At 66.9% G+C, this 18,583-nt stretch carries 16 protein-coding genes and 1 pseudogene; 11 read left to right on the top strand and 6 right to left on the bottom strand.

Going from position 1 to position 18,583, the window contains the following annotated elements; genetic code table 11:
* Positions 1 to 32: 32 nt before the first annotated feature.
* A pseudogene (locus tag AC1U2B_RS14350) lies at positions 33 to 1,973 on the top strand (SDR family oxidoreductase); the annotation flags it as partial.
* Here AC1U2B_RS14350 and AC1U2B_RS14355 read toward each other — a convergent pair.
* Complete coding sequence (locus AC1U2B_RS14355; protein ID WP_480217324.1) at positions 1,874 to 3,298, bottom strand: ammonium transporter; 1,425 nt, start codon at positions 3,296 to 3,298, stop codon at positions 1,874 to 1,876. The pseudogene AC1U2B_RS14350 and the gene AC1U2B_RS14355 sit on opposite strands and share 100 nt — an antisense overlap.
* Before the next feature lie 203 nt (positions 3,299 to 3,501).
* Between AC1U2B_RS14355 and glnT the strand changes: the two genes are divergently transcribed.
* The 8 genes from glnT (at position 3,502) to AC1U2B_RS14395 (ending at position 12,190) form a co-directional block, all read left to right on the top strand.
* Positions 3,502 to 4,839 (top strand): type III glutamate--ammonia ligase, encoded by a 1,338-nt coding sequence (gene glnT, locus AC1U2B_RS14360; RefSeq protein WP_480217325.1) that lies wholly within the window; start codon positions 3,502 to 3,504, stop codon positions 4,837 to 4,839.
* A 62-nt stretch (positions 4,840 to 4,901) separates the two neighbouring features.
* Positions 4,902 to 5,813 carry a class II glutamine amidotransferase domain-containing protein gene (locus AC1U2B_RS14365; protein WP_480217326.1) on the top strand — a complete coding sequence of 304 codons (912 nt, stop codon included), beginning with the start codon at positions 4,902 to 4,904 and terminating at the stop codon, positions 5,811 to 5,813.
* Positions 5,810 to 6,490 (top strand): protein glxC, encoded by a 681-nt coding sequence (locus AC1U2B_RS14370; RefSeq protein ID WP_480217327.1) that lies wholly within the window; start codon positions 5,810 to 5,812, stop codon positions 6,488 to 6,490. Before AC1U2B_RS14365 ends, AC1U2B_RS14370 begins: the two co-directional genes overlap by 4 nt.
* A gap of 13 nt (positions 6,491 to 6,503) precedes the next feature.
* Positions 6,504 to 7,859, top strand: a complete 1,356-nt coding sequence (locus AC1U2B_RS14375; RefSeq protein WP_480217328.1) for an FMN-binding glutamate synthase family protein — start codon at positions 6,504 to 6,506, stop codon at positions 7,857 to 7,859.
* A complete protein-coding gene (locus tag AC1U2B_RS14380; protein ID WP_480217329.1) occupies positions 7,859 to 9,037 on the top strand; it encodes an NAD(P)/FAD-dependent oxidoreductase in 1,179 nt (392 codons plus the stop codon). Before AC1U2B_RS14375 ends, AC1U2B_RS14380 begins: the two co-directional genes overlap by 1 nt.
* 83 nt (positions 9,038 to 9,120) lie before the next feature.
* Positions 9,121 to 10,437, top strand: coding sequence for an allantoate amidohydrolase (locus tag AC1U2B_RS14385; RefSeq protein ID WP_480217330.1), 1,317 nt, complete (start codon positions 9,121 to 9,123; stop codon positions 10,435 to 10,437).
* Positions 10,391 to 11,038: a helix-turn-helix domain-containing protein gene (locus tag AC1U2B_RS14390; RefSeq protein ID WP_480217331.1), complete on the top strand. Its 648-nt coding sequence runs from the start codon at positions 10,391 to 10,393 to the stop codon at positions 11,036 to 11,038. Before AC1U2B_RS14385 ends, AC1U2B_RS14390 begins: the two co-directional genes overlap by 47 nt.
* 93 nt (positions 11,039 to 11,131) lie before the next feature.
* A complete protein-coding gene (locus tag AC1U2B_RS14395; RefSeq protein WP_480217332.1) occupies positions 11,132 to 12,190 on the top strand; it encodes a nucleoside hydrolase in 1,059 nt (352 codons plus the stop codon).
* A gap of 72 nt (positions 12,191 to 12,262) precedes the next feature.
* Here the strand turns inward: AC1U2B_RS14395 and AC1U2B_RS14400 are convergent, their stop codons facing one another.
* The 3 genes from AC1U2B_RS14400 to AC1U2B_RS14410 form a co-directional block, all read right to left on the bottom strand.
* Positions 12,263 to 12,685, bottom strand: coding sequence for an organic hydroperoxide resistance protein (locus tag AC1U2B_RS14400; RefSeq protein WP_071289271.1), 423 nt, complete (start codon positions 12,683 to 12,685; stop codon positions 12,263 to 12,265).
* Between the two features lie 48 nt (positions 12,686 to 12,733).
* Positions 12,734 to 13,165 carry a MarR family winged helix-turn-helix transcriptional regulator gene (locus AC1U2B_RS14405; protein ID WP_043396805.1) on the bottom strand — a complete coding sequence of 144 codons (432 nt, stop codon included), beginning with the start codon at positions 13,163 to 13,165 and terminating at the stop codon, positions 12,734 to 12,736.
* Positions 13,166 to 13,240: 75 nt separating this feature from the next.
* Positions 13,241 to 14,545, bottom strand: a complete 1,305-nt coding sequence (locus AC1U2B_RS14410; RefSeq protein ID WP_480217333.1) for an alpha/beta hydrolase family protein — start codon at positions 14,543 to 14,545, stop codon at positions 13,241 to 13,243.
* Positions 14,546 to 14,632: 87 nt separating this feature from the next.
* On the opposite strand from AC1U2B_RS14410, the gene AC1U2B_RS14415 reads away from it, so the two are divergent.
* Entirely contained in the window at positions 14,633 to 15,220 is a 588-nt protein-coding gene (locus tag AC1U2B_RS14415) for a TetR-like C-terminal domain-containing protein (protein WP_480217334.1), read from the top strand.
* Positions 15,217 to 16,155, top strand: a complete 939-nt coding sequence (locus AC1U2B_RS14420) for a fumarylacetoacetate hydrolase family protein (protein WP_480217335.1) — start codon at positions 15,217 to 15,219, stop codon at positions 16,153 to 16,155. Before AC1U2B_RS14415 ends, AC1U2B_RS14420 begins: the two co-directional genes overlap by 4 nt.
* A 52-nt stretch (positions 16,156 to 16,207) precedes the next feature.
* On the opposite strand, the gene AC1U2B_RS14425 is transcribed toward AC1U2B_RS14420, so the two are convergent.
* Both AC1U2B_RS14425 and AC1U2B_RS14430 read right to left on the bottom strand, forming a co-directional pair.
* A complete protein-coding gene (locus AC1U2B_RS14425) occupies positions 16,208 to 17,788 on the bottom strand; it encodes a DNA polymerase Y family protein (protein ID WP_480217336.1) in 1,581 nt (526 codons plus the stop codon).
* A gap of 1 nt (position 17,789) precedes the next feature.
* Positions 17,790 to 18,485: a DnaE2-dependent mutagenesis accessory factor ImuA' gene (locus tag AC1U2B_RS14430; RefSeq protein ID WP_480217337.1), complete on the bottom strand. Its 696-nt coding sequence runs from the start codon at positions 18,483 to 18,485 to the stop codon at positions 17,790 to 17,792.
* Positions 18,486 to 18,583: the final 98 nt, after the last annotated feature.

The following is an 18,583-nucleotide window of genomic DNA, read 5'->3' on the forward strand; positions in this document are numbered from 1 at the left end:
CCTCGGCCCGCGAGAGGTTCACGATGACTCGCATGCGATATGTCGTTACCGGCGGTACCGGGTTTATTGGCCGCCGCGTCGTCAGCCGGATTCTGGCTCAGCACGACGAAGCCGAAGTGTTCGTTCTCGTTCGTCGGGCCTCGTTGGCCCGCTTCGAGGAACTGGCCGCGGACTGGGGTGACCGGGCGAAACCGCTGGTCGGTGACCTCACCTCCGCGGATCTGGGCCTGTCCGATCTCGCCGATCTGGGTCCGGTCGATCACGTGGTGCACTGTGCCGCGATCTACGACATGACCGTCGACGCCGCCACCCAGCAGGCCGCCAACGTCGAGGGCACCCGGGCGGTGATCGAGTTGACCCGCAGCCTGAACGCGACCCTGCACCACGTGTCGTCGATCGCGGTGGCGGGCAACTACCGGGGGATTTTCACCGAGGACGACTTCGACGTCTCACAGGAGCTGCCGACGCCGTACCACCAGACCAAGTTCGAAGCCGAACAACTGGTGCATGCCACCCCCGGTCTGCGCTACCGGGTGTACCGGCCGGCCGTCGTGGTCGGCGACTCCCGCACCGGCGAGATGGACAAGGTCGACGGGCCGTACTACTTCTTCGGAGTGCTGGCCCGACTGGCCGCGCTGCCGAAGTTCACGCCGATGATGGTGCCCGACACCGGACGCACCAACATCGTGCCGGTGGACTACGTGGTCGACGCCCTGGTCGCGCTGATGCACGCCGACGGCCGGGACGGCCAGACGTTCCACCTGACGTCACCGAATCCGATTGGGCTCAAAGACATCTACCGCGGCGTCGCGGGCGAGGCCGGGCTGCCACCGTTGCGTGGCACGTTGCCGCGAGCCACGGCCGCCCCGGTGCTCAAGGCCACCGGCCGGGCCAGGGTGCTGCGCAACATGGCCGCCACCCAGTTGGGCATCCCGGGTGAGGTGCTCGACGTCGTCGACCTGGCGCCGACATTCGCGTCGGAGACCACCGTCGCGGCACTGCAGGGCACCGGCATCGCGCTGCCCGAATTCGCCTCCTACGCACCGAAACTCTGGCGCTACTGGGCCGTGCACCTGGACCCCGACCGCGCTCGCCGGGATGACCCGCGCGGCCCGCTCGTCGGCCGCAACGTGATCATCACGGGCGCCTCGAGCGGCATCGGCCGGGCCTCGGCCGTCGCCGTCGCCGAACGCGGCGGACGGGTGTTCGCACTGGCCCGCAGCGCCGACGCCCTCGACGAACTGGTCACCGAGATTCGCCAATTCGGTGGCGAGGCATACGCTTTCACGTGTGACGTCGCCGACGGCGGGTCGGTGGAGCACACCGTCAAGGACATCCTGGGCCAGTTCGGCCACGTCGACTACCTGGTGAACAACGCCGGCCGCTCGATCCGGCGTTCCGTGGTCAACTCGACCGATCGCTTCCACGACTACGAGCGCGTGATGGCCGTCAACTACTTCGGCGCGGTGCGGATGACGCTGGCGCTGCTGCCGCACTGGCGGGAACGCCGGTTCGGTCACGTGGTCAACGTGTCGAGTGCCGGGGTGCAGGCCAACAGCCCGAAGTACAGCGCCTACCTACCGAGCAAGGCCGCACTCGATGCCTTCTCCGAAGTGGTTGGCACCGAGACCCTTTCGGACCACATCACGTTCACCAACATTCACATGCCGTTGGTGGAAACCCCGATGATCGCACCGTCGAAGCGACTGAATCCGATGCCGCCGATCACCCCGGAGCACGCCGCGGCGATGGTGGTGCGTGGCCTGATCGACAAGCCGGCCCGAATCGACACCCCGATGGGCACACTGGGCGACCTCGGAAACTACTTCACCCCCAAGCTGTCTCGCCGCGTGTTGCACCAGTTGTACCTCGGCTACCCGGATTCGGCGGCGGCCCGCGGTGTCTCCGAAACCCCGCCGGTGGCCGATCGCCCCCGGAACCCGCGCCGACCCAAGCGGCCCAACGCCGTCACCCGCATCCGGGTGCCCCGGCCGGTCAAGCAGGCGGTGCGCCTGATCCCCGGCGTGCACTGGTAGACGGCGTGCATTGGTAGACGGCGTGCACTGGTAGCGCATACGGCGGGGGGGGGGGGGGGGGGGGGGCGGCGGGCGGTCTCGGCGGAGATCCGCAGACCCATGACCTTCTTGATCACCAGCGCGATCACGAGTGCGACCGTGAACGAGTAGGCCAGTACCGCCCCTGCGGCGACAGCCTGCTTGAGCAGCAGGTCTGCACCGCCGCCGTACAGCAGGCCGTCGACCCCGTTCGGCATTCCCGCGCTGGCGAAGAATCCGATCAGCAGCGTGCCGACGATGCCGCCGACGAGGTGCACGCCGACGACGTCGGTCGAATCGTCGTACCCGAACTTGTGCTTGAGCCCGATCGCGAACGGACAGATCACCGCCGGGATGAATCCGACGAAGATGGCACCAACCGGGGTCACCGCACCACACGCCGGGGTGATGGCGACCAGGCCCGTGATCGCGCCGGAGGCCGCACCGATGCCGGTCACGTGACCATCCTTGAATTTCTCCACCAGCAGCCAGCCCAGAACCGCCGCACACGTCGCCACAAAGGAGGTGACCATGACGATCGCCGCCGGCTTGCCGGCGGCCAGCGCCGAGCCGCCGTTGAACGCATACCAACCGGCCCACAGCAGGCCTGCACCGAGCAGAGTCAGGGGCACGTTGTGCGGCCGGCGCGACGTCCAGGTCGCCGACCTGCCAAGGACGAGCGCAACAGCCAAGGCGGCCGCACCCGCGTTGATGTGCACGGCGGTGCCGCCGGCGAAGTCGATCGCATGCAGCTTGTTGGCGATCCAACCGCCCTTGGCATCACTGGTGACGACGCCGTCCACCGCGAAAACCCAATGGGCGACCGGGAAGTAGACCAGGATCGCCCACGCCGTCGCAAAGCTCATCCACGCCGCGAACTTCATCCGATCCGCGGCAGCACCCGAGACGATGGCCACGGTGAGGGCCGCAAAGAGTGCCTGGAACAAGGCGAACAAGCTCACCGGCAACCCATTGATGGTCGTCATCGGGTCCAGGAGATTCTTCATCCCGGCGAACTCGGTGAAGCTGCCGACGAAACCGCCGTAGGAGGTGCCGAAAGTCATGGAGAATCCGAACAACACCCACAGCACACCGACGACGGCCACCGCGCCATACGTCATCATCATCATGTTGGTCGAGCTCTTCACGCTGACCATGCCGCCGTAGAACAGTGCCAGCCCAGGGATCATGATCGTGAGCCCAATGATGCAACAGAGCATGAATGCTGTTGTTCCGGTATCCATTTCGCCTCCTCGCAGATTCGGGGGCATACACATGCCCGTCTCTGCTCAGTAGACACCGTTTTCTTTGCGGAGACACTCCGTAGCGTGTAACAACCTCGTGAACCGGAGCGTAACGCCGAAGTTACACCACCACAGTTGCAATCACTAACCACTCCGTGTCTACTATTGAGAAACATTGATTCCTATCAGTAGTCGGAGTTGGTATGACGAATCGCAGTGAGTTGGCCACGCTGGCCGAGCAGTCCGGAACCAAGTTCATCCTCGCGCTGTTCGTCGACCTCAACGGCAAGCCGTGCGCGAAACTGGTGCCGGTCGAAGCAGTCGAAGTACTCGCCACCGAGGGCGTCGGGTTCGCCGGCTACGCGGTCGGCGCCATCGGCCAGGAGCCGAAGGACCCGGACCTGGTCGCCATTCCCGATCCGGCCTCGTTCACCCCCATCCCGTTCGTGAAAGACGGTCTGGCGCTGGTCCATTGCGACCCACATGTCAACGGTGCACCATGGCCGTTCGCGCCGCGCAACATCCTCAAGGCCATGATCGCGCAGGCGATCGACGCCGGATTCGAGCCTTGGATCGGTGCCGAGGTCGAGTACTTCTTGCTCAAACGCACCGCTGACGGGGCCCTGGTGCCCGCCGACGACCAGGACACCGCAGCCCAGCCGTGCTACGACGCCCGCAGCGTCACCCGAATGTACGACCACCTCTCCTCGATCAGCACCGCCATCAACGGACTCGGTTGGGGCAACTACGCGAACGATCACGAGGACGGGTCCGGCCAGTTCGAGCAGAACTTCAACTATGCCGAGGCCCTGACCACCTGCGACCGGGTCATCACATTGCGTTACCTGCTCAACGTGATGGCCGCCGAACGCGGCATGATCGCCACCTTCATGCCAAAACCGTTCGCGGACAAGACCGGTTCCGGCCTGCACATGCACATCTCGCTCACCAGCGGCGGAACTCCGGTGTTCCCCACCGACTCAGGCGAGGACGACCGCGGCCTGGCGATGTCTGCAACCGCATACTCGTTCATCGCCGGAGTACTCGACCACGCGTGCGCCATGCAGGCAGTGATTGCACCAACGGTCAACTCATACAAGCGAACCGGTGCCATCTCGACGGCATCGGGCGCATCGTGGGCACCGCGCTTCCCGACGTACGGGGGCAACGACCGCACCCATTACGTGCGGGTGCCGGACAACAGCCGGATCGAACTGCGCGGCGGCGACGGGTCCGCCAACCCGTACCTCGCTGCCGCCGCGGCGCTCGCTGCCGGACTGGACGGCATCAAACGAGCTGCCGACCCCGGCGCGCTCGGCACCGGCCCCAAGCAGGAACGACTGCCCGCCACCCTCCTGCATGCCATCGAGCGGCTGGAGACCGACGAGGTGATGACCGGTGCGCTGGATGCGGCCATCCCACCCGGCTCCGATGTTCCCAGTGTCGCAGCGTATTTCGCCCGGCTGAAGAAGACCGAATTCTGGGACTGGCACTCCGCGGTCGGCGCGTGGGAGCACGAACGCTACCTGACCGCCTTCTGAGAACCGCAAAACCCCTGTCGGCCATCCACATCCGGCCCAGACGCGAAAGGAACAACACAACCATGTGTGGAATCGTCGGGTTGCACCTGCGCACCCCCGAGCTCTATCCCCGGCTAGGTGAGCTGCTCACCGGCATGTTGACAGCGATGGAGGCACGCGGTGCCGACTCGGCCGGCATCGCCGTCTACGGCGACCCGCAGTGGTCGCCGGCCGGGCAGAGCACCATCTCCCTGATCGAGGTCGACGCGTCGCCCGACCAGATCGTCGACGAGCTGAGCGCCCGGGTGGGTGCCCCGGTTTCGGTCACCGTGCGCGACGTGACCTACCTGGTGTCCGCGGACACCACTGCCGATGAACTGCTGACCGCCGCCAAGGCGGCCTATCCCCACGTCCTGATCGGAGGGTTCGGCACGGACGTGGCGGTACTCAAGGGTGTCGGCACACCCACGTCGCTGGCCGCCAGCTGGGGTCTGGCGGGAGCGCAAGGCTGGCAAGGGGTCGGCCACACCAGGATGGCCACCGAGTCGGCGGTCACCCCCAGTGGCGCCCACCCGTACGCGGTGGGCCCGGACCAGTGCCTGGTGCACAACGGTTCCTTCGCCAACCATGCGACCATCCGGCGCGATCTGCGCGCAGCCGGTATCGAGTTCGACTCGGAGAACGACACCGAGGTCGGCGCGCGATTCGTGGCCCACGAACTGGCCGCGGGATCCGACGTCGAGCAGGCCTTGACCAGTCTGACAACAACATTCGACGGCTTCTACACGCTGCTGGTCTCCAACAGCGACAGCTTCGCGATCGTCCGCGACGCCATCGCGTGCAAGCCGGCGGTGATCGCCGAGACCGCGGACTGGGTGGCCATGGCATCAGAGTTCCGCGCCCTGGCGCACCTGCCCGGGATCGAAGACGCCCGAATCTGGGAGCCAGAACCCGAAGTGGTCTACGCCTGGAGCCGAGAGGCGGTGTCGGCATGAGCGACACCGCAACCACTTTCGACCTGTCGTCCGTCGCACTGCGGGAGGTCAACGCCGCCCTGCACGGCGATGACATCGACGGTCAGTACGTCATCGTCAATCCACAAGGGGCACACAACGTCGCCGTCGGCGTCAACGCGCCGGTCGAGATCACCGTCAACGGGCACGTCGGCTACTACGCCGCCGGGATGAACCAGAAAGCTGAGATCACCGTCAACGGCAATGCCGGACAGGGCCTCGCCGAGAACATGATGAGCGGCGTCGTCCACGTCACCGGCGACGCGTCGCAGTCCGCCGGCGCCACCGGACGCGGTGGCCTACTGGTGATCGACGGCAATGCCGCTGCCCGCTGCGGCATCTCGTTGAAGGGGCTCGACATCGTGGTCGGTGGCTCGGTCGGACACATGAGCGCTTTCATGGCCCAGCGTGGCCGCATCGTCATTCGCGGCGACGCCGGCGACGCCCTGGGCGATTCGATCTACGAAGCGCGCCTGTACGTCCGCGGTGAAGTGAAATCCCTTGGCGCGGATTGCATCGAGAAGACCATGGAGACCGAGCACCTCGAGGAGCTCGCCGGCCTGCTCAAAGCCGCCGGCTACGACGACGACCCCGCCTCCTACCGGCGGTACGGCTCGGCACGCAACCTCTATCACTTCCAGGTCCACAACTCCTACTGATCAGGATCAGCACATGACCTTCTCGGCAGACGACCGATCCCAACGTGGACTACGTGAGTCCGCGACCTTCGACCGGGCCACCATCGCCGCCATCCACCGGGCGGCGGAAACCGGCATCTACGACATCCGAGGCTGGGGCGCCAAGCGCGCCCTCCCCCACTTCGACGACCTGCTGTTCCTCGGCGCATCCATGTCGCGCTACCCGCTGGAGGGGTATCGAGAAAAATGCGGCACCGACGTGGTGCTGGGCGGCCGGAACGCGAAATACCCTCTACACCTGGATATTCCGGTCACCATCGCGGGAATGTCCTTCGGAGCGTTGTCCGGCCGCGCGAAGGAGGCCCTCGGACGAGGCGCCTCGGAGGTCGGCACCTCCACCACCACCGGCGATGGTGGCATGACGCCAGAGGAACGCGGTCACTCCAAACATCTGGTGTACCAGTACCTGCCGAACCGGTACGGGATGAACCCCGACGACCTACGCCGCGCCGATGCCATCGAGGTGGTACTGGGCCAGGGCGCCAAGCCGGGGGGCGGCGGAATGCTGTTGGGACAGAAGGTTTCCGAACGCGTGGCCGGTATGCGCGACCTGCCGCAGGGAATCGACCAGCGGTCGGCGTCTCGGCATCCGGATTGGACCGGGCCGGACGACCTGACCATCAAGATCAATGAACTACGCGAGATCACCGACTGGGAGAAACCGATCTACATCAAGGTCGGAGCCTCCCGCACCTACTACGACGTCAAACTCGCCGTGCACGCAGGCGCCGACGTGGTGGTCGTCGACGGCATGCAGGGCGGCACTGCCGCCACCCAGGAGGTCTTCATCGAGCACGTCGGCATCCCCACACTGGCCGCGGTACCGCAGGCAGTGCAGGCGCTGCAAGAGCTCGGCGTCCATCGCAAGCCCGACGGCGTGCAGCTGATCGTGTCCGGCGGCATCCGTACCGGCGCGGACGTGGCCAAGGCGCTGGCCCTGGGCGCGGACGCCGTCGCCATCGGCACCGCGGCATTGATCGCGCTCGGCGACAACCATCCCAAGCATGAGGCCGCCTACGCCCAACTCGGTTCGGCAGCAGGGTTTTACGACGATTACCAGGACGGCCAGGACCCCGCCGGCATCACCACCCAGGATCCGGCGCTGCAGCAGGCGCTGGACCCGGTCGACGGCGGCCGGCGCGTCGCCAACTACCTGCGGGTGCTGACCATGGAGGCGCAGACGATCGCACGGGCGTGCGGCAAGGCGCATGTCACCCACCTGGAGCCTGAAGACATGGTCGCGGTGTCCATCGAAGCCGCCGCGATGGCGCGGGTGCCGCTGGCGGGCACATCCTGGATTCCGGGTCACGCCGCGGCAGGTGGGTTCTGATGGCGTCGAAGGCAGTGATCATCGGCGGCGGACTGATCGGCCTGTCCATCGCCCGTTCCCTCACCGACCGTGGCCTGTCCGATGTCGTTGTGCTGGAAAGACATCAGTTGGCCAGCGGCGGCACCGGGAAGTCATCAGGCATCGTGCGGACCCACTACGGTGTCCCATCGATCGCCGCCATGGCCTGGCGCAGCCTGCCCTTGATCGAGCAACTGGGCGACGCGATCGGATTCCGGCAGGTCGGCTACACGGTGCTGGTCGGCAAAGAAAATGCCGACGCGCTGGCCGCGAACACGGCCATGCACCAGTCACTCGGCGTCGAAGTCGATCTGATCGACACCGACCGGTTGCAGGAACTGTGGCCGATGCTGGAGACCTCGGACGTGGCACTGGCGGCATACGAGCCGCGTGGCGGGTTCGCGGACGCAACCCAACTGGCGCTGCATTTCGGGCAGGTGGCCCGAGCGGGCGGCGCCAAGATCCGGCAGAACACGCCCGTGGCCCGCGTCCTCACCGCGGGCGACCGAGTCAGCGGGGTGATGCTGGAGAACGGCGACACCATCGATGCCGATCTGGTGATCGTGGCCAATGGCTGGTGGTCGGCAAAGTTGTTGGCCGACATCGGAATAAGCTTCCCCATCGAGGCATACCGATCAGAACTGCTGATCGTCGACGCCGGCGAGCCACTCCCCGATCTGCCGGTGATCTCCGACCTGATCAGCCTCCAGTACTGCCGAGTCGAAGGCTCCGGCCAATTCCTGGTAGGCAACAGCGATCACGCCGATTTCCAGAAGAAGTTCGTCGACCCGGACAACTATTCCAATGTCGCCGCGGAAGCCTCCGTGATGGCATACGGCGAGAAGGTGATGCACCGCTTCCCCGGTTTCCCCGAGCCGGCGGTCACCCACACCTACGCGGGCGTGTACGACGTTCCACCGGACTGGAATCCGGTGATCGCCCCGATCGCCGGGGTCGACGGACTGATCCTGGCGGCCGGTTTTGCCGGCCACGGCTTCAAGATCAGCCCCGCCGTCGGAGAACTCGTCGCTGATCTGGTGTTCGAGGGAGACAGCACCGACCCCGACGTCCCGGCCGCGGATTTCCGATTGGAACGGTTCGCTGAAGGTAAGCCGCTGTGCAGTCTGCACCCGTATGTCGGAGCCGGCGAGATGCGCTGACCGCGGCGCGTTGTTTTCCCGTCGCTTCGAGTCTTTCCCGTCGCTTCGCTCGCCCCGAATCCGGCTTCCTACAAAGGAGTTTCATGTCCGACACCGTCACCTCGCTGCTCGCCGAGATCGCTTCGACCGGCACAGACACCCGGCGCGGCGGCTACACCCGACCCGTGTATTCCACGGCAGAACTCGACCTGCGATCGTGGTTTCTGGCACACGCGGCAAAGCGGGGCCTGGATGTGGAAACCGACCGCAACGGGATCATCTGGGCCTGGTCGGGCGGCGTCGGCGACGGCGCGGTGGTGACCGGCAGTCATCTGGATTCAGTACCCGGCGGCGGCGCATACGACGGGCCGCTCGGGGTGGCATCCGCACTGGTCGCCTTCGACCTGCTGGCCGCCCGCGGCATCGGGGGCCGCCGAGCCATCGCGGTGTTCCCCGAGGAGGAAGGTTCCCGCTTCGGCGTGGCCTGCCTGGGCTCGCGGCTCATGACCGGGGCGATCGATCCGGACCGGGCCCGCAGCCTCGCCGACCAGAACGGCACCACCTTCGCCGAGGCAAGCCGTTGTGCCGGAATCGATCCCACACACCTCGGACCGGACCCAGAAGCGCTCTCGCGGATCGATACGTTCGTCGAACTGCACGTCGAACAGGGCCGCGGACTGGTGGACCTGGGCCGGCCGGTGGCCGTCGCCTCCTCGATCCTCGGCCACGGCCGGTGGCGGCTGTCTTTCACCGGCGAGGGCAACCACGCCGGCACGACGCTGATGACGGACCGGTCAGACCCGATGGTCGCCGCCGCCCGACTCGTGGTGGCCGTGCAGGCGCAGGCCCGGGCCATCAGCGAGGCGCGCGCCACGGTCGGGCGGATCGTCCCCGTTCCCGGCGGCACCAACGTCATTGCCTCCCAAGTGAATCTCTGGCTGGACGTGCGTCACCCCGATGACGCGGTGACCAAGTTCCTGGTGCACGAGATCGCCCGAGAGGCCAACGCCGCTGCCCGCGCGGAGGGCTGCGGCGTGACCATGACCGAGGAGTCATTCAGCCCCACAGTCGATTTCGACTCACAGGTGCGAGACAGCCTCAGCTCCACGCTCGACGATGCGCCGATATTGGGAACCGGAGCCGGTCACGACGCCGGAGTCCTGAAGGACCACGTCAGCACCGCAATGTTGTTCGTACGCAACCCTTCCGGCATTTCACACGCCCCCGCCGAGGCGGTCGAGAACGCCGATGCCGAAGCGGGTGCGATCGCGCTGGCCGACAGCCTTGCGCATCTCGTCGAGTCCCGGTCGCGCCAGATCGAATCCTCTACGCGTTGTCCACTGACAGTAGACGTCGATGCGTTACGGTTAACCGATGGAGAACGACGAAACGCTGCTTCGCAATGCGGGCACCACGCGTGACCGGCGGCCCGATGACAAAGTTGAAGAGCTCGAGCTCGAGGTGGCCATCGCTCGCAATGTTCGCCAGCTACGCCACAATTCGGGACTATCGGTCGGCGACATGGCAGCCCGGATCGGCATCTCGAAGGCGATGCTCTCCAAGGTCGAGAACGCACAGACCTCCTGCTCACTGAGCACCCTGGCACTGCTGTCCAAAGGATTCGACGTTCCGGTGACGTACCTGTTTCGCGGCGCCGACACCGAGCGACCCGCGTCGTTCGTCAAGGCCGGCAAGGGCACCCCGATCGTCCGCAGCGGCTCACAGGCCGGCCACGAGTACCACCTGCTGGGCGGGCTCCGCGGCGAGCACAAGCGACTGGAGTGCTTGATGGTCACCCTCACCGAGGCCAGCGATGTTTACCCCCTGTTCCAGCACCCGGGCACAGAGTTCATCTACATGCTCGACGGGGTCATGGACTACAGCCATGGCCGCTCGGAATACCGCCTCGAACCCGGCGACTCCTTGCAGTTCGACGGCGAAGGCGTCCACGGACCAACCCGGCTGATCCGGCTGCCGATCCGTTTCGTCTCGGTCATCGCGTTCCCCGACGGCACGGTCTGATCGCCGGGGCGGCCACGGCCGCCCGCGGGACGATCAATCGAAATGCCCAGCCCTCGGTATCCCCTTATCGTTGGCGGCATGACAGGGAGTGGGATGCCTACGACCCAGCCGGTTTTTGCTGACGTCGACACGGGCGTAGACGATGCGATGGCGCTGGCCTACCTGCTGGCCAGCGCCGACGCCGAGTTGGTCGGCATCGCGTCTACCGCGGGCAACGTCCCGGTCGACCAGGTATGCGTCAACAACTTGGGATTGCTGCAGTTGTGCGGGGTGGGCCCCATCCCGGTGTCCCGCGGCTCGAGCGTCCCGCTGGCCGCACCCCTGCGTACCGCCGAGGACACCCACGGCCCGCAGGGTTTGGGGTACGCCGAACTGCCCGAACCGAGTCCGGAGTCCGAAACCGGCGGCGTGCTCACCGAGTACGACGCCGCCGAGGCATGGATCCAGGCCGCCCGCGAATACCCGGGCGAGTTGATCGGTCTGGTCACCGGTCCGTTGACGAACTTCGCGCTGGCGCTACGGCTGGAACCGTCACTCCCCCGGCTGTTGCGTCGGCTGGTGATCATGGGCGGGGCCTTCGACTACCGGGGCAACACCACGCCGGTGTCCGAATGGAACATCAGCGTCGACCCGGAGGCCGCGGCTGAGGTGTTCTCGGTCTGGGGTGCGGCGTGGGGCCTGGACGATCCGGCCCATCTGCCGATCATTCTGGGGCTCAACCTGACCGAGAACATCGCGATGACGCCATCGCTGCTGAGCCGCCTGGCGACCGCAGCGGGCGGGCCGTCGTCGCCGATGAGCGTGCTGGACGAGCGCGGCACGCGCTCCACGTCGTCCAACTCGCTGATCCGGGTCCTGGAAGACGCCATGCGGTTCTACTTCGAGTTCCACTACGACCAGGGCGAGGGCTATCTGGCACACCTGCACGATCCGCTTGCGGCGGCGGTGGCCCTGGACCCGGATATCGTCCGGTATCAACGGGCGACGGTCGACGTGGAACTGCTGGGCACCCTGACCCGCGGCATGACGGTGGCCGACTGGCGTGGGCATTGGGGGCGCCAGCCCAATGCCCACATCGGCGTCGAGGTCGATCCGGTGGCGTTCTTCGACCGGTTCATCGAGCGGGTCAGCAGGTTCGCCTCCACCCTCTGACGCCGAATGGCCACTTGCGACACGGAAATTCGCGGATCTCGTGTCGCAAGTGGCCAGTCGGCGTGGTGACGATCAGTCGTCGGTGACGGTGATCTTGACGTCGATGTTGCCGCGGGTGGCGTTGGAGTACGGGCACACCTGGTGGGCCTTGTCGGCCAACTCCTGAGCGGCGTCGTGCTCCAGGTTGGGCAGGGTGATCTCCAGCTCGACCGCCAGACCGAATCCGCCGTTGTCCAGCTGCCCGAGCGAAACCCGCGCTCCCACAGACGAATCGGTGACGTCGGCCTTGGCCTCGCGGGCGACCAGACGCAGCGCCGAGTGGTAGCAGGCGGCGTAGCCGATGGCGAACAGCTGCTCGGGGTTGGTGCCGTTACCGCTGCCACCCATCTCCTTCGGGATGGCCAGGTCCAGGTCCAGCTTGCCGTCGGAGGTACGGCCGTGGCCGTCGCGACCTTCGCCGGTGGCCAGGGCTTCTGCGGTGTAGAGCGCCTTCATGTCGATCTCCTTGTGGTTGGTGCCGGTGACGCGGGTTGCGTCGGTAACTCAGTGCGATGCGGTGAGGGCATCGGTCAATCGGTGGATCGCGTCGCGCAGGTCCGCCGCTTCCTGCTCGGTGATGCCCGTCTGGGCACCCAGCCGCTCGGGAATGCACTGGGCCTTCCCTTCGAGCTTGCGGCCGGCCGGGGTGAGGGTCACCTCGACCTGACGCTCGTCCTGCAGCGACCGTTCACGACGGATGAATCCATTGGCTTCCAACCGTTTCAGTAGCGGTGAGAGAGTCCCCGAATCCAGCTGCAGCCGTTCACCCAGCCGCCCGACCGTGACCCGATCCTCTTCCCACAGCACCAGCAGCACCAGGTACTGCGGGTAGGTGAGGTTCAGCTCGGACAGGATCGGCCGATAGGCCGCCGTCATCGCCCGCGACGCCGAGTACAGGGCGAAGCAGAGCTGGCGGTCCAAGGTGAGTGCGTCCACACGGAGAACTGTAGACCACAATTCAATTGTGCACAACTATTATTTTCTGGACGGCTCACAGCCGGGCCGGCCGCATCAGCGGAGGTGTCGTTGCAGCCAGTCGACGCTGTACGCGAGCCATTCGGTGTAGTGCCCCATGGCGCAATGGTCGTCGTCGGGATACAGGATCAGTTCACTGTTGGGCACAGCAGTCGCGAGGTCGACGGAGTCCTGGGTCGAGACGAGAGTGTCGGTGTCACCGTTGATGACCAACAGCGGCACGGTGATATCGGGATAGAGGGCTTGGAGCGACAAAGCATGCAGCCGCCGGCCCAGGTCGACGAGGCTGGTTGCGCCGGTGGTGTTGCGGAGGGTTTGCAGGATGATCTCGGGCTTGCCGAAGGTGGATGCCGGCGCGAAGCTGCGGCGGTAGAGGCCGCCGTTGCAGACCGCTGCTTTGATTCGCTTGTCGCGCGCCGTCATTCGCGCCGACCAGTGCGCACCGAAGCTGACCCCGACCATGCCGATCCGGTCGGCGTCGACGCGAGGATGCGCAGCGAGGTGGTCAAGCATTGCCGTGTAGATGTTTTCGGATTCGAGTGAGAGCGGCTTGCGGTAGGCGAAGGTGCCGGGCATCTCCATCGTGACGACAGCCATGCCATTGTGGCGGTACTTCAGGATCGGGAGCGCAAGCTCTTGGCTGGCGCCTTCCAGACCGTTGGTGACCAGGACCGTGGCGACGGGCTCGCTCCCCGCCGGGAACGCGGCATAGCCCTTGATGGTCTCGCCGTCGGCGTGCAAGGTGATGACCTCGACGTCGACGCCCATCGCCGGAGCGAGCGCGCGCAGCAGCGCTTCGAACAGGCATTGCGACTCGGCGTAGGCCCGGAGCCGGCGGGGTGTCCAGCCGGGCCACGATGCGGCGAACAGGTACGTCATGGCTTTGACCAGCGCGTCGACGGCGACGGCGGCATCGGCGTGGTCAGGGTTGTCGGCGATGAACGAGGTCACCAACTGTTGGACGGTTTCCGGTGAGCGCTCGGCGAACACGTCCACAGCCGGCGCCAGTACCGCGCCGAGCCGGGCGACCAGGTCGGCGTCGGCCGGTTCGAGCAGCTCGCTCGGGGCAGGACCACCCAGTCGGGCCAGCGCGGGCGCGGCGATGTCGAGGTGCAGGGCGGCCAGTCTGCGCCAGTAACCGGCCCATGCCTCGTCACCGAACGAGCGGCATTGCTGCAGCTGAGTTGTGAAGAGCCGCTTGTCGATTCCGCCCATGTTGGCGAACCGGTCGACGGTCAGCTCCGGCAGAAAATAGCCGACGCCGACGCGCCGAGCGGCACGTTCGGTTGTTCCGGTCAGCGCGCAGAGGCTGACGATCAGGTTCTTGGCAATGCGTGACATGGGGACCTCCGGTCGGGGCGTGGCAGCACGCCGATGGTAGGCAGAGATTTCCCACTAACGCAATGATCTTTGCGTTACACTATGGCCATGGAGGAACCCGATGAGGTCTCACGCCGCCCCGGCGGACGATCCGCGCGCATCCGCACGGCTGTCCTGACCGCCGCCCTGGATCTGCTCGAGACCGGGGTCACCCAGTCGAGCCTTCCCGAGCTGGCGACCCACGCCGGGGTGGCGCCATCGTCGGTCTATCGCCGTTGGGGCACCTGGGAAAACGTCATCGCCGACGCGCTACTGGCCAGCAGCCAGGCCGCGATCCCCGTTCCGGACACCGGCACGCTGCGCCAGGATTTGATCGAATTCGCCACGTCGCTCGCGAAATACCTGGAGTCGCCCCGCGGATACGCGTTGACCCGAGCTGCCAGCTCGGTTGGCGCGGACTCCCCCGACATCGCTGCCGCCCGAACACGGTTCTGGACCGAGAGATTTCAGGTCGCCAAGACGATCATCACCCGCGGCATCGACCGCAACGAGGTGCCTGCCACCACCGATGCGGCCCTCGTCATCGAAACCATCATCGCGCCACTGCATTTCCGGCGCCTGGTCACCCACCAGAACGTCAGGCACGGACTTGCCGCACGGATCGACCTGGTGCTGAAAGGAACACAAACCACATGATCGACGAAACCCAAGTGCAGGCGATGCGGCGACGGCACGTCAATGGCGCCACCGTCGTCGAGGTGCGCTCAGGTGCCGGCTGGCAGCAATGGTCGAACGATCAACTGCCGCTGGGGCTTCCACCGGTTCCCCAGTGGCGTGACGCTGCCGCGGACGGTCAGTCGGCCGACGCTCTCCTGCCGTTCGCTCCCGTGTCATTCCGCGACTTCATGCTCTACGAACAACACGTCATCGATGCGTCACGAGCGATGGCGCGGCGGTACCTGCCCGGCAGCTACCGGCTGACCGCGGCGTACGAACGCATCACCGGATCGACGTTCCCGATGTTCAAACCGAACCGCTTGTGGTTCGAGCAGCCGATCTACTACATGAGCAACGCACTCACGTTTGTGCCCAGCGGAACCCCGGTCACCACACCGGCCTACGCCCGCGACCTGGACTACGAGCTCGAACTCGGTTTCGTGATCGGCCGCCCACTGCGCAATGCCACGCCGACCGAAGCCGCCGCGGCCATCAGCGGCTACGTCGTCCTCAATGACCTATCCGCCCGCGACGTCCAAATAGCCGAGATGCGTAGCGGTTTCGGACCGCAGAAGGCCAAACACTTCGCCAGCTCCATGTCCGACACCGTCGTCGCCGCGACGCCGAGCATCGACCCAGCCGGACTCGAAGCCGAAGTCAAGATCAACGGGGTCACCGTGACGCGAAGCTCCACCAGAGGTATGCGGTACACGCTCGGCGAAGCCCTGGCCCACGCCTCCAAGAGCGAACAGCTCTATCCCGGCGAGCTTTTCGGCACCGGCACATTGCCGGGGTGCTCGGGAATCGAGTCCGGTCATCTTCCCCAGGAGGGGGACAGGCTCGAGCTGACCATCCACGGCATCGGCACCATCACCCACGAAGTCCGGACCCACGCCGAAAGACACCGCGGATGAACATCATCCAGGTGAACGACCAGGTACACATGGTCACCGGCACCAACGTCAACTATTCATAAACCCCCTCCACGTACCAGTGCCGCTGCCGGTAGCACAGCAGCAGCGCACGGCTCTCCCCATCGCCCCCGAGCAGTACCTGAGCCCGAGCCGTGCGGCCTTTCCCCCGCTCCGGGTCCCACCAGCGCTCGTCGACGGGCCACGGCCCCGCCCACCAGCGCAACGCCCCGCGATAGCCCGAACCCGTCAACCCCACGGGATCGGTGGAGAACATGCCCCGGTCCGTCACCCGAACCGAATTACCCTGTACATCAACAAGTTCCACCGGATCATCCAGCAGGACCACCGGAGCCGGCTCCGGTAGCCGTCCCGGCCAGGGGTGAGTCGGATCGCTGCGGGGAACCACCTCATCCCCCAGCGGGGTGAGCGTGATGCGTTCGGCCGGTCCCCGCCCACCGCTGAGCACCGGCACCTGCACCGCTTCCGGCCCCAGCAGACCCTGAACCCGCACCAGCGCCCGCCGGGCCCGCATCCGGTCGTCATCCCCGGAGGAGCCCCACAACGGCAACTGCAGCGCCGCGGCCGAGACGACCTCGACCGGATGCAACCGCAGCACCGTGATGGGCCCGGTAGGCCCAGCCCTGCCCAGCCCCCGTCTGGTCAACCAGCCGTCCAGCTGCCACCGCACCCGGTCCGCGGTGGCGTCCTCGGTCAGTGGTTCAGCGCACCGCCAAACACGTTGCAATTCTTCACCATTGGCGGTCACCGCATCGATGGCCAGCCGGGTGCACCCCACCCCGGCGGACTCCAGGCTGCGGTGCAGCCGGCCGGCCAGCGAGCGCCCGGCGAACGCCGCCGCATCCACTCGGTCGATCGGTGGGTCGCAGTCCATCACGGCATCGAGGTCCGCCGGCGTCTCCGGCCCCGATGGTCGCCGCGCCGGTTCACCCCGCGAAAACCGGTGCGCGACCACGGCATCCGCCCCGAACCGGGACGCCACGTCGGCCCGGGACAGCGCCGCGAACTGCCCAATGGTCCGAATACCCATGCGCCACAGCAAGTCCGACAGCTCTTCCCGCCCCTCGCCGGACAGGCTCGGCTCGGTGGCCAGCTGCCGGATCGACAATTCGGCAAGAAACTGCGCATCCTCACCCGGCGCGAGGATCCGTCCCACCCGGGCCGCGAACACCGCGGTGGGCAACTGGTCGGCGATGCCCACCTGGCATTCGACCCCGGCCGTCCCCACTGCGTCGACCAGCCGTTCGGCCGCGGCCTGTTCGGACCCGAAGTACCGGGCCGCTCCACGGACCGGCAACACCAGCAGTCCGGGTCGCAGCACCTCCGCGCGCGGCACGACCTCGTCGACCGCAGCCGTCACTCCCTCGAAATGCCGGGCGTCCCGCGCCGGATCGGCTGTGGCGACATGCAATTGGGGGCAGCGGGCCTGCGCCTCCCTGCGCCGCAGCCCCCGGCGCACCCCTAGCGCCCGGGCCGAGGCCGAACAGGCCGCCACCCGGTTCGCCAGAGTGACCGCGACCGGCTCGGTCACCGGCAGCCCGGCCGCCACCGCCGCGGCCACCGCCGGCCAATCCATGCACCAGATGGCCAGTACCCGGTGTGCAGGATCGGACATCTCACCCACCCACGGCTTGGAGCGGGCGCATCGAGCGGCCCCGAGCCCGCGTGTCCAGCCGTACCCGGCCGATCCGTCCGCACCCCGGGACCGGGTCCCCGGCCCCCGCGCCGACCACCTCATACCCGCGGACCCTGGCCTCCAACCGGGCCGTCGCCCCAGGCCAGTCGCCATCGGTGACCAGCAGGGTGCACTCGCGCTGCCGGGCCCGGGACGCCACCACCCGTGCCCGGCCGGCCGGCACCGACTTGCCACCCAGGCCGAGCAGCACCAGATCGAGCCCGTCCATGAGCACCGCGGCCACCTCCACCGGGTCCGGTCCCGGATCCGGGATGAGCGCGATGCGTTCCAGGTCGGCCCCCATCTCCACCGCCGCCAGCAGCCCGACCTTGGGCTGACCGACGATGGCCGCGTACCCACCGGACGCCGTCACCGCAGCCACCATCCGCAACGGCAGCGACCGGGCCCCCGAGAGCACCGCGACCGTGCCACGGGGCAACACGTCGGGCAGCAGCTCAGACCGGAAATCCGGCGGTTCCAGCAAATTTTCGACAGCCTTCGGAGCCGGCTCCGCCCGGCCCCGGTCCCGGGCACGCAGACCTGCCGGCCCGGACATCTCGGCGATCTTGCGCCGGAGCTGTTCCAGCTGGTCAGCGCGGTCAATTCGGCTATCCGCCAGACTGGTCACAGCCGCCACAACAACACCTCCCGCACCATCAGCCACTATCAATATTCGAATGTTTGTTCGATACCGTGAGTAAACACCCACCCACCGACACGGTCAAGCCGCCGACG

It is taken from the genome of Mycolicibacterium sp. P4_G11 (assembly GCF_056555145.1).

Excerpts from the sequence above, each read along its gene's own strand:
- AC1U2B_RS14420 (WP_480217335.1), top strand. The coding sequence starts at position 15,217 with ATGATCGACGAAACCCAAGTGCAGGCGATGCGGCGACGGCACGTCAAT.
- AC1U2B_RS14380 (WP_480217329.1), top strand. The coding sequence starts at position 7,859 with ATGGCGTCGAAGGCAGTGATCATCGGCGGCGGACTGATCGGCCTGTCC.
- AC1U2B_RS14400 (WP_071289271.1), bottom strand. The coding sequence starts at position 12,685 with ATGAAGGCGCTCTACACCGCAGAAGCCCTGGCCACCGGCGAAGGTCGC.
- AC1U2B_RS14390 (WP_480217331.1), top strand. The coding sequence starts at position 10,391 with ATGGAGAACGACGAAACGCTGCTTCGCAATGCGGGCACCACGCGTGAC.
- glnT (WP_480217325.1), top strand. The coding sequence starts at position 3,502 with ATGACGAATCGCAGTGAGTTGGCCACGCTGGCCGAGCAGTCCGGAACC.
- AC1U2B_RS14355 (WP_480217324.1), bottom strand. The coding sequence starts at position 3,298 with ATGGATACCGGAACAACAGCATTCATGCTCTGTTGCATCATTGGGCTC.
- AC1U2B_RS14385 (WP_480217330.1), top strand. The coding sequence starts at position 9,121 with ATGTCCGACACCGTCACCTCGCTGCTCGCCGAGATCGCTTCGACCGGC.
- AC1U2B_RS14415 (WP_480217334.1), top strand. The coding sequence starts at position 14,633 with ATGGAGGAACCCGATGAGGTCTCACGCCGCCCCGGCGGACGATCCGCG.
- AC1U2B_RS14410 (WP_480217333.1), bottom strand. The coding sequence starts at position 14,545 with ATGTCACGCATTGCCAAGAACCTGATCGTCAGCCTCTGCGCGCTGACC.
- AC1U2B_RS14395 (WP_480217332.1), top strand. The coding sequence starts at position 11,132 with ATGCCTACGACCCAGCCGGTTTTTGCTGACGTCGACACGGGCGTAGAC.
- AC1U2B_RS14365 (WP_480217326.1), top strand. The coding sequence starts at position 4,902 with ATGTGTGGAATCGTCGGGTTGCACCTGCGCACCCCCGAGCTCTATCCC.
- AC1U2B_RS14425 (WP_480217336.1), bottom strand. The coding sequence starts at position 17,788 with ATGTCCGATCCTGCACACCGGGTACTGGCCATCTGGTGCATGGATTGG.
- AC1U2B_RS14370 (WP_480217327.1), top strand. The coding sequence starts at position 5,810 with ATGAGCGACACCGCAACCACTTTCGACCTGTCGTCCGTCGCACTGCGG.
- AC1U2B_RS14375 (WP_480217328.1), top strand. The coding sequence starts at position 6,504 with ATGACCTTCTCGGCAGACGACCGATCCCAACGTGGACTACGTGAGTCC.